The sequence below is a fragment of the Patescibacteria group bacterium genome, from assembly GCA_040753135.1.
Lineage (GTDB): Bacteria > Patescibacteriota > Minisyncoccia > UBA6257 > Brennerbacteraceae > JBFMGR01.
In genome coordinates, this window is the sequence record JBFMGR010000014.1 from 1 (window position 1) to 6,641 (window position 6,641).

The following is a 6,641-nucleotide window of genomic DNA, read 5'->3' on the forward strand; positions in this document are numbered from 1 at the left end:
GGCACGCTAAAGCAACAGCGCCGTTACAACTACGGCTGGACCGACGAAATTCTGCTGGCAGTGTTCAGAGAAGACTTTTTGCCGCCCTGGCAGGAGTTTGCCAAAGATCTGGCTGCTTAACCAAACCAATCCGCCTAGGCTAAAGCTTCGGCGGAACCAAAAGCGCCTGTCTCGGCCAGGCGCTTGTTAATTCATACGCACTAAAAAATCAACTGGTTTAAAACGATATTCTGTTGAAAAATACTCCTCTATTGTCGAATTATATTGAAAATTTCACTCCCCGCTTTCCCAGAACTGCGACGGACAGTTAATATTTATCTCTGAATCTTGATAAAATCTTGAGCCTAAAAACACGCCGGCGCCAAAAGCTAAAGCCACAAGCAAAAACACGATTATTCCGGAAACAATATCCTCATAGTGGTCAGCCCAAAAATCTTTCAACTTATCTTGAATTTCCTTGATTTTAACCATATTTTTTGGTATTATTGAATAAAAGAATTATATCACAAATTTAAAAATTAAATTGGTAATTAGAAATTGTTGGAAATTGGAAATTAAAAATTAGGAATTTTTATTAGGTTATGGCCCATACAAAAGCCGCTGGCTCAACAAAATTAGGCCGAGATTCACAGCCAAAATATCTCGGGGTTAAAGTCTTTGACGGACAAACAATCAAGCCCGGCGAAGTTATTGTTCGCCAAAGAGGCACAAAGATTTTACCCGGTAAAGGCGTCAAAAAAGGCACTGATGACACTTTATACGCCTTAAAAGAAGGCGTGGTTAAGTTTTTGAAGAGAAATATGAAAAGCTTTACCGGCGCCAGAAAGAAGAAAGTCACTGTCCAAATCGTGTAAAAGTATTAGGTGATCAGTATAAAGATAAAGTATTAAGCAACTAAAAAATCTGCCTCTGGCAGATTTTTTAGTTTATAGTTTTTAACAATCAATATTTCCCGTGTTCCCGAACCGTTAATTTGTAGATTTTAACTATTCTCAAATTCTTAAGAATTTGAGAATAGTTTGTTTTGCAAAAATATCTTTATACCCAATACTCTATGTTTTTTTATGCTTGATGCTAATTTTTAATTCTGCGGCTAAGCCCTTGCCAAGATTAATCTTGATTTTGTATTCTCCCTCGTCTTTCAAACTATGCTCTAATTCAATTGCGTCTTTGGCCAACTCGCCAATCCCCTGTCCTACCAAGTAACGATTAATCATTTGTTTGCTAACGCCAGCAAAGACACTGCCGTCTTTTGCTTGCTCGAGTTCAGCTTCAAAAACCAACTGATTAATTTCCCCCTGCCACTGCTTGAATTTTTCCAAATCTTTCTCTTCCTGTTCTTGTTTCTGCCTTTGTTCTTTTTGCCAGCGGGCTAAAGCTTCGGGGTTGGCAATTTCAGCTAATTTTTTAGGAATCAAAAAATTCCGGGCATAACCGGTCTTAACTTCTTTTAACTCGCCTTTTCTGCCCAAGCTCTTGATGTCTTGTAATAGAATAACTTTCATAACTTCACAAATCCTAAATCCTAAGCACTAAATCCTAAATAAATTCAAATGACCAAAATTAAAAATCCAAAACTGTTTAGAATTGAAATATTGGAATTTTGAAATTGTTTAGACTTTAGAATTTTGGATTTAGAGTTTTTGTTAATTCGCGTTATTAACGATTACTCCTGCCTAATTATCTCTATCGCTTTATCCAGTTGCGGGTCTTTGCCAAACTCGTCAGGAGCCTCAACAACAATATCCGGCTCTAAGCCGACTTTGGAAATATCGTGTTCATTTGGGGTCAGCCATTTAGCAGTAGTGATTTTTATTGATGAATCTCTGCTTAAAGGATAAAGTTCTTGAACCGAGCCCTTGCCAAAAGTCTGTTCGCCAATCAGCTTAATTCCTTTGTTATCCCGCAAAGCGCCGGCTAAAATCTCCGAAGCCGAAGCGCTGCCGCCATTAACCAAAATCACGACCTTTTTGTCTTTTAACAAAGCCAAACCCGAAGCTCGGCAGATAGAACAGACATAAGCGCCATTGCCGTCATCTTGCTTAACTACCACTGAACCCGGTTCTAAAAACCAAGAAGCTAACTGAACCGCATAATCAAAATAACCGCCTGGGTTGTTTCTTAAATCAAGAATAATTTTATCCCGACCAGTCAGAAGAATCTCTAAAATCGCTTTTTTAAACTCAAAAGAAACCGGACCGTAAAAATTATAAACTTTCAGATGGGCAATATCATCGCCAATCTTTTCAAGCTTAACCGAAGGAATGTTGATTGTGTCCCTGACCACTTCAATTTTTTGGCTGGTTTCAATGCCATCACGGATAATCGTCAAAACCACTTTTGTTCCTTTGGGGCCGCGGATCTTTGCCACCGCTTGATCTAAGCCAATTCCTTGAGTTGAGGCCCCGTCTATTTCAACAATCTTATCGCCCGGTTTAATTCCGGCCTTTTGGGCTGGCGTGCCTTCTAACGGCGCAATCACTGTTAAAACATCTTGTCTGATGCCGATCTCCATTCCCACGCCTTCAAACTTCCCGGAAATCTCTTCCTCAAACTCCTGCTTTTCTTTTGGTTCAAAGAAAACCGTATAAGGATCATCTAAAGAGTTAAGCATTCCTTTAACCGCGCCATAAACCATTTTCTGATAATCAAGTTTTCCTCGATTCAAATAATGCTCTTGAACCGCTGCCCAAGCGTCCCAGAAAATAGAGAAATCCGCTGTTTCTAAATCTTTTGGCGCCTCGGGATTGACAATCCCTTTAACTAAAACCTGTTTAATATCAACTTGCCCAGAATTTTCAGCTGAAGGCAGATAATTAAACCGATACAGAACAAAACCAGCGCCTAAAGCAAAAAACAAAACCGCGCCCAAAACCAAACCAAGGCCAAAGAAAAATTTTTTGCCTAAATATTTGTCTTTAGTAAAAGGAATCTTCAACTGCATCCTGATAGTAGAATCTTGACAAATCGCTTGTCTCAGCGATTAGCCCTTAATTAAATTTCTTGAACCAATTTAGTCTCCTTATCCCGTTTATTTTCACCGTGACGCGATTTAAAAACAGGTCAAAATTCACTACGGGACAAGTCAACGCAATACTAATATCAAAAGATAAATTCGTATCATTCGGATGTATTTGTATATTAGTATCGCATCTTACTATATCATAAAAGCTCAAAACTTGCCAAACTTTGGTATTCTGCCCCTTCTGGTTTTAAAACGCTTTGCCAAAGTTCAAACTTGTCTGCTAAAAAACTTTGGTTAAATATTTTTTCTTCAAACTTGAACTTACCGGTTTTTCTTAAATCAAATCGGGCTAAGGTCAGGTGAAGAATCTTTTCCTGGCGCAGATTTATCTCCAGATTAAACTCCTTGCCAAGCAAAGCATTGACAATATTTTTCTGGAGATTAAAAAACTCAACCGAATTTTTAAAAACTAGCCAAACCATTCGTTTCTCTTTGTTCGGCGGCGCCAAAATAATTTTTTCAGATTCAAGACTAAAAGCTTTAGATTTCCGATTATTTCTTAATGTTTCAATAGCTAAATTTGTTTCCGCCTCATTCCAATACTGCGGCGCCAATAAAGTTAAGTGCCAGTTTTGCCTCGGAACCCAGCGCAGATTTAAGGCCTGAACCTCCTTTTCCAAAACCATTTCCAGCTCTTGTTTAAATGTTTCCGGCAAAGGCAAAGCAATAAAAATTCTTTGTTTTATCATGCTATAATTCTTTATAATTACGCGCTGTCGTCACGTCTATCCTATTCGCAATCTGTAGATTAACATAAAATTAGTAAATCAGCATCGTTATGCCTCAAAAACCAAGAAAAAACCAGGAAATTTTAGATTTTTTAGAGGCAGTTAAAAAACAGCTCAATGACGCTAACCCAAAGAATTTTGGGTTGTATATGAAGTTATACAAAGTCCACGGCAAAGAAAAAATTTCCCGGGCTCTGGAGATTGCTTTGCAGAAAAAAGAAATTACTAACAACTTCAGATACTTTCTCGGCATTTTAGCAGAAGAGCAAAAACGTCGGCCGGAACTTAAAGAAAAATCAGTTAAAATAAACCAAGAAGTCTTAGAAAAATATAATAAACTCAAGAGAAAATTAAAAAAGAAATTAACGCCAAAATACCAACGAATCTCCAGAACCCGCTCCCGGTTGTACCATCAAGTCGCAAAAGAAGAAAGAAACAAACGAAATTAGTTGTACGTTGTCGCGGCCAGTATCGTAAAACGTTAAACATTAAACTATACGGGCAGCGAAACCGAAAAACGAAAACATGAATTTAATAACCGGTAAGAATAAAAAAATCTTAAGAACCCCAGCCAAACCAGTGGAAAAAATCACACCGGAAATCAGGCAATTAGTTCGGCAGATGAAAAAAACAATGAAAGAAAGCCGCGGCATTGGCCTGGCCGCGCCCCAAGTTGGAGTTAATCTCCAAATCTTTGTCGCCCAAACTTATTACCAAGATGAGGGCTACCAAGGCAAGCTCTATGCGATAATTAACCCAAAAATTGTCAGTCTTTCAAAACAAACCGATAAAATGGAAGAGGGTTGTTTGAGTTTGCCCAAAATCTACGGCGAAGTTGAACGGCCTAAGAAAATCACCATTGAGGGTTTAGACGAGATGGGCAAAAAAATAAAAATTAAAGCTTCAGGTTTGTTAGCAAAAATCTTCCAGCACGAGATTGACCATTTAAACGGAATTTTGTTTGTTGATAAATCGCCTAACGCCGAAAAATCTATTGATTAACAATTTAACTTAACAATGAAACAATTTAGCAATTTTGTTTTTTTCGGTTCCAACGAGTTTTCTGTCATTGTTTTAGAAAAGCTTTGTCAAGCCAACTTGATTCCAAGTTTGGTTATCACTCTTCCGGACAAACCAGCGGATAGAAAGAAAATTCCCACTCCCCCGCCGCTTAAGCTAACAGCTGACAATTTACAACTAACAACTCTTCAGCCGGAATCGCTTAAAAATAATCCTGAACTAATAAAAACAATTGCTGAACTCAAGCCGGAATTCGGCATTGTTGCTGCTTATGGCAAAATTATTCCCAAATCAGTCTTAGACTTATTCCCTAAAGGCGTTTTAAACCTTCACCCTTCATTATTACCAAAATACCGCGGCCCTTCGCCTATCCAAACTGCTATTTTAAACGGCGATAAAAAAACCGGTGTTAGTATTATACTTTTAGATGAAGAAATGGATCATGGCCCTATTTTAGCCCAAGAACAGGCTTTTATTTCTTCAGACGAGTATTTTACCGACCCGTCTAAAAACCTTGCTCTACAAGGCGCTGAAGCGCTTAAAAAGGCAGTTCCCTTATGGCTAGAAGACAAAATTAGCCCAAAACCGCAAAAACACAGCCAAGCCAGTTATACTAAGCTGTTTACCTGGCAAGACGGCAAAATTGAGCCTAATAAGCCAATTAAGCAGGTTTATAACCAGATTCGAGCTTTAAGCGAAGAGCCGGGAACATGGTTAAGCTGGCAAATGGCTAATGGCAAATGGCTAATAGTAAAGATAATCAAGGCAAAGATAATTTCTAATTCCCAATTTCTAATTTCTAAAACAATTCCCAAAACCGGATTGGCCCAATTTAACAAGGATTTAATATTAGTTTGCAAAGAGGGGGCGTTGTTGCTGGAACATGTCCAGCCAGAAGGAAAAAGAATTATGACCGGAAAAGAGTTTTTGAATGGATACGGAAAATACCTAAGATAAATTTCCAATTTCCAATTTTCAATTTCCAAATCTCTGGTTATTAGGTATTAGACAACAAGATTGCCAAGACCGCGAGAAAAAATTAAAATAATAAAGATTAATCGGATCCCTATAAAACACACCTTTCTTTTAAATCACGAAAACACTTCGTATAGAAACGAGTTAAGTGAAATTGCCTTTTCGCTTTTCTTATTTTAATAATCAATTATTTGGCTAAACTTTATGAAACTGATTGGAAAATCAAACGAAGCCGAGATGATAGCCGAGTTCCTCAAAGGAGAATATAACTCGGAACGCTTTGGCAGCGAACTAAAAAAGGCGCTCTCCGCTTCTAAGGCCGACACTAAGTTGATCTCGGAACCCAACCTTGCAGATAAAAAAGAAAACGCTCAAAGAAAAAAGTTGCTCGGCGAATATAGGGGATATGGACGAAATAAAGGTCTTTTTGAGAATTTTCCGGATAAAAACATTACCTGGCATAAAGCAACTTTCAGATCCAGTGAACTGAAAAAAGTAAAATACATTAACTACAATTACTGGACCAAGCTTTCTGATGAGACTCGCCTCGCAACTGATGCAGCTAAAAATATTCTGGCTGGCAAGATTATCTTTAAGCAAAGCAATGACCGTTTTTTCAAGGCTGCCGAAGCTATAAAAAGAGGACGTTCGTTCCCTCGTTTGATTTTCCTCTCGCGAGATGAAAACTCGCCTGTTGTTGTTTTAGAAGGACACGTCAGATTAACAGCCTACATGCTGGCCCCAGAGCGCATCCCCGATCCTTTGGAGGTCATTATCGGCTTCTCTGAAAAATTGGATGAATGGAATTTGTATTAAATTTGACCGAATGAAATCTATCTGTTCGGGAAAATTCTTAATTTCTTTGCCCGAGACAACTGGCCTGTCTTTAACAC

The 6,641-nt window shown here is 38.4% G+C and carries 9 protein-coding genes; 5 read left to right on the forward strand and 4 right to left on the reverse strand.

Annotated elements, in window-relative coordinates; genetic code table 11:
* Nucleotides 1–273: 273 nt before the first annotated feature.
* Nucleotides 274–471, reverse strand: coding sequence for a hypothetical protein (locus AB1721_03250; protein ID MEW5805709.1), 198 nt, complete (start codon nt 469–471; stop codon nt 274–276).
* A 110-nt stretch (nt 472–581) separates the two neighbouring features.
* Here AB1721_03250 and rpmA point away from each other — a divergent pair, with 110 nt between their 5' ends.
* Nucleotides 582–854, forward strand: coding sequence for a 50S ribosomal protein L27 (rpmA, locus tag AB1721_03255; GenBank protein ID MEW5805710.1), 273 nt, complete (start codon nt 582–584; stop codon nt 852–854).
* A gap of 198 nt (nt 855–1,052) precedes the next feature.
* On the opposite strand, the gene rplI is transcribed toward rpmA, so the two are convergent.
* From rplI to thpR, 3 genes are all read right to left on the reverse strand, one after another.
* Entirely contained in the window at nt 1,053–1,505 is a 453-nt protein-coding gene (gene rplI / locus AB1721_03260; GenBank protein MEW5805711.1) for a 50S ribosomal protein L9, read from the reverse strand.
* 161 nt (nt 1,506–1,666) lie between these two features.
* Nucleotides 1,667–2,944: a S41 family peptidase gene (locus AB1721_03265; GenBank protein ID MEW5805712.1), complete on the reverse strand. Its 1,278-nt coding sequence runs from the start codon at nt 2,942–2,944 to the stop codon at nt 1,667–1,669.
* Nucleotides 2,945–3,162: 218 nt separating this feature from the next.
* Entirely contained in the window at nt 3,163–3,714 is a 552-nt protein-coding gene (thpR, locus tag AB1721_03270) for an RNA 2',3'-cyclic phosphodiesterase (protein MEW5805713.1), read from the reverse strand.
* Nucleotides 3,715–3,803: 89 nt separating this feature from the next.
* Here thpR and AB1721_03275 point away from each other — a divergent pair, with 89 nt between their 5' ends.
* The 4 genes from AB1721_03275 (at nt 3,804) to AB1721_03290 (ending at nt 6,564) form a co-directional block, all read left to right on the forward strand.
* Nucleotides 3,804–4,202, forward strand: coding sequence for a hypothetical protein (locus tag AB1721_03275; protein ID MEW5805714.1), 399 nt, complete (start codon nt 3,804–3,806; stop codon nt 4,200–4,202).
* Between the two features lie 76 nt (nt 4,203–4,278).
* On the forward strand, nt 4,279–4,755 hold the full coding sequence (def, locus tag AB1721_03280) for a peptide deformylase (GenBank protein MEW5805715.1): 477 nt from the start codon (nt 4,279–4,281) through the stop codon (nt 4,753–4,755).
* A 15-nt stretch (nt 4,756–4,770) separates the two neighbouring features.
* Complete coding sequence (fmt, locus tag AB1721_03285) at nt 4,771–5,730, forward strand: methionyl-tRNA formyltransferase (GenBank protein ID MEW5805716.1); 960 nt, start codon at nt 4,771–4,773, stop codon at nt 5,728–5,730.
* Nucleotides 5,731–5,952: 222 nt separating this feature from the next.
* On the forward strand, nt 5,953–6,564 hold the full coding sequence (locus tag AB1721_03290) for a hypothetical protein (protein MEW5805717.1): 612 nt from the start codon (nt 5,953–5,955) through the stop codon (nt 6,562–6,564).
* Nucleotides 6,565–6,641 lie beyond the last annotated feature (77 nt).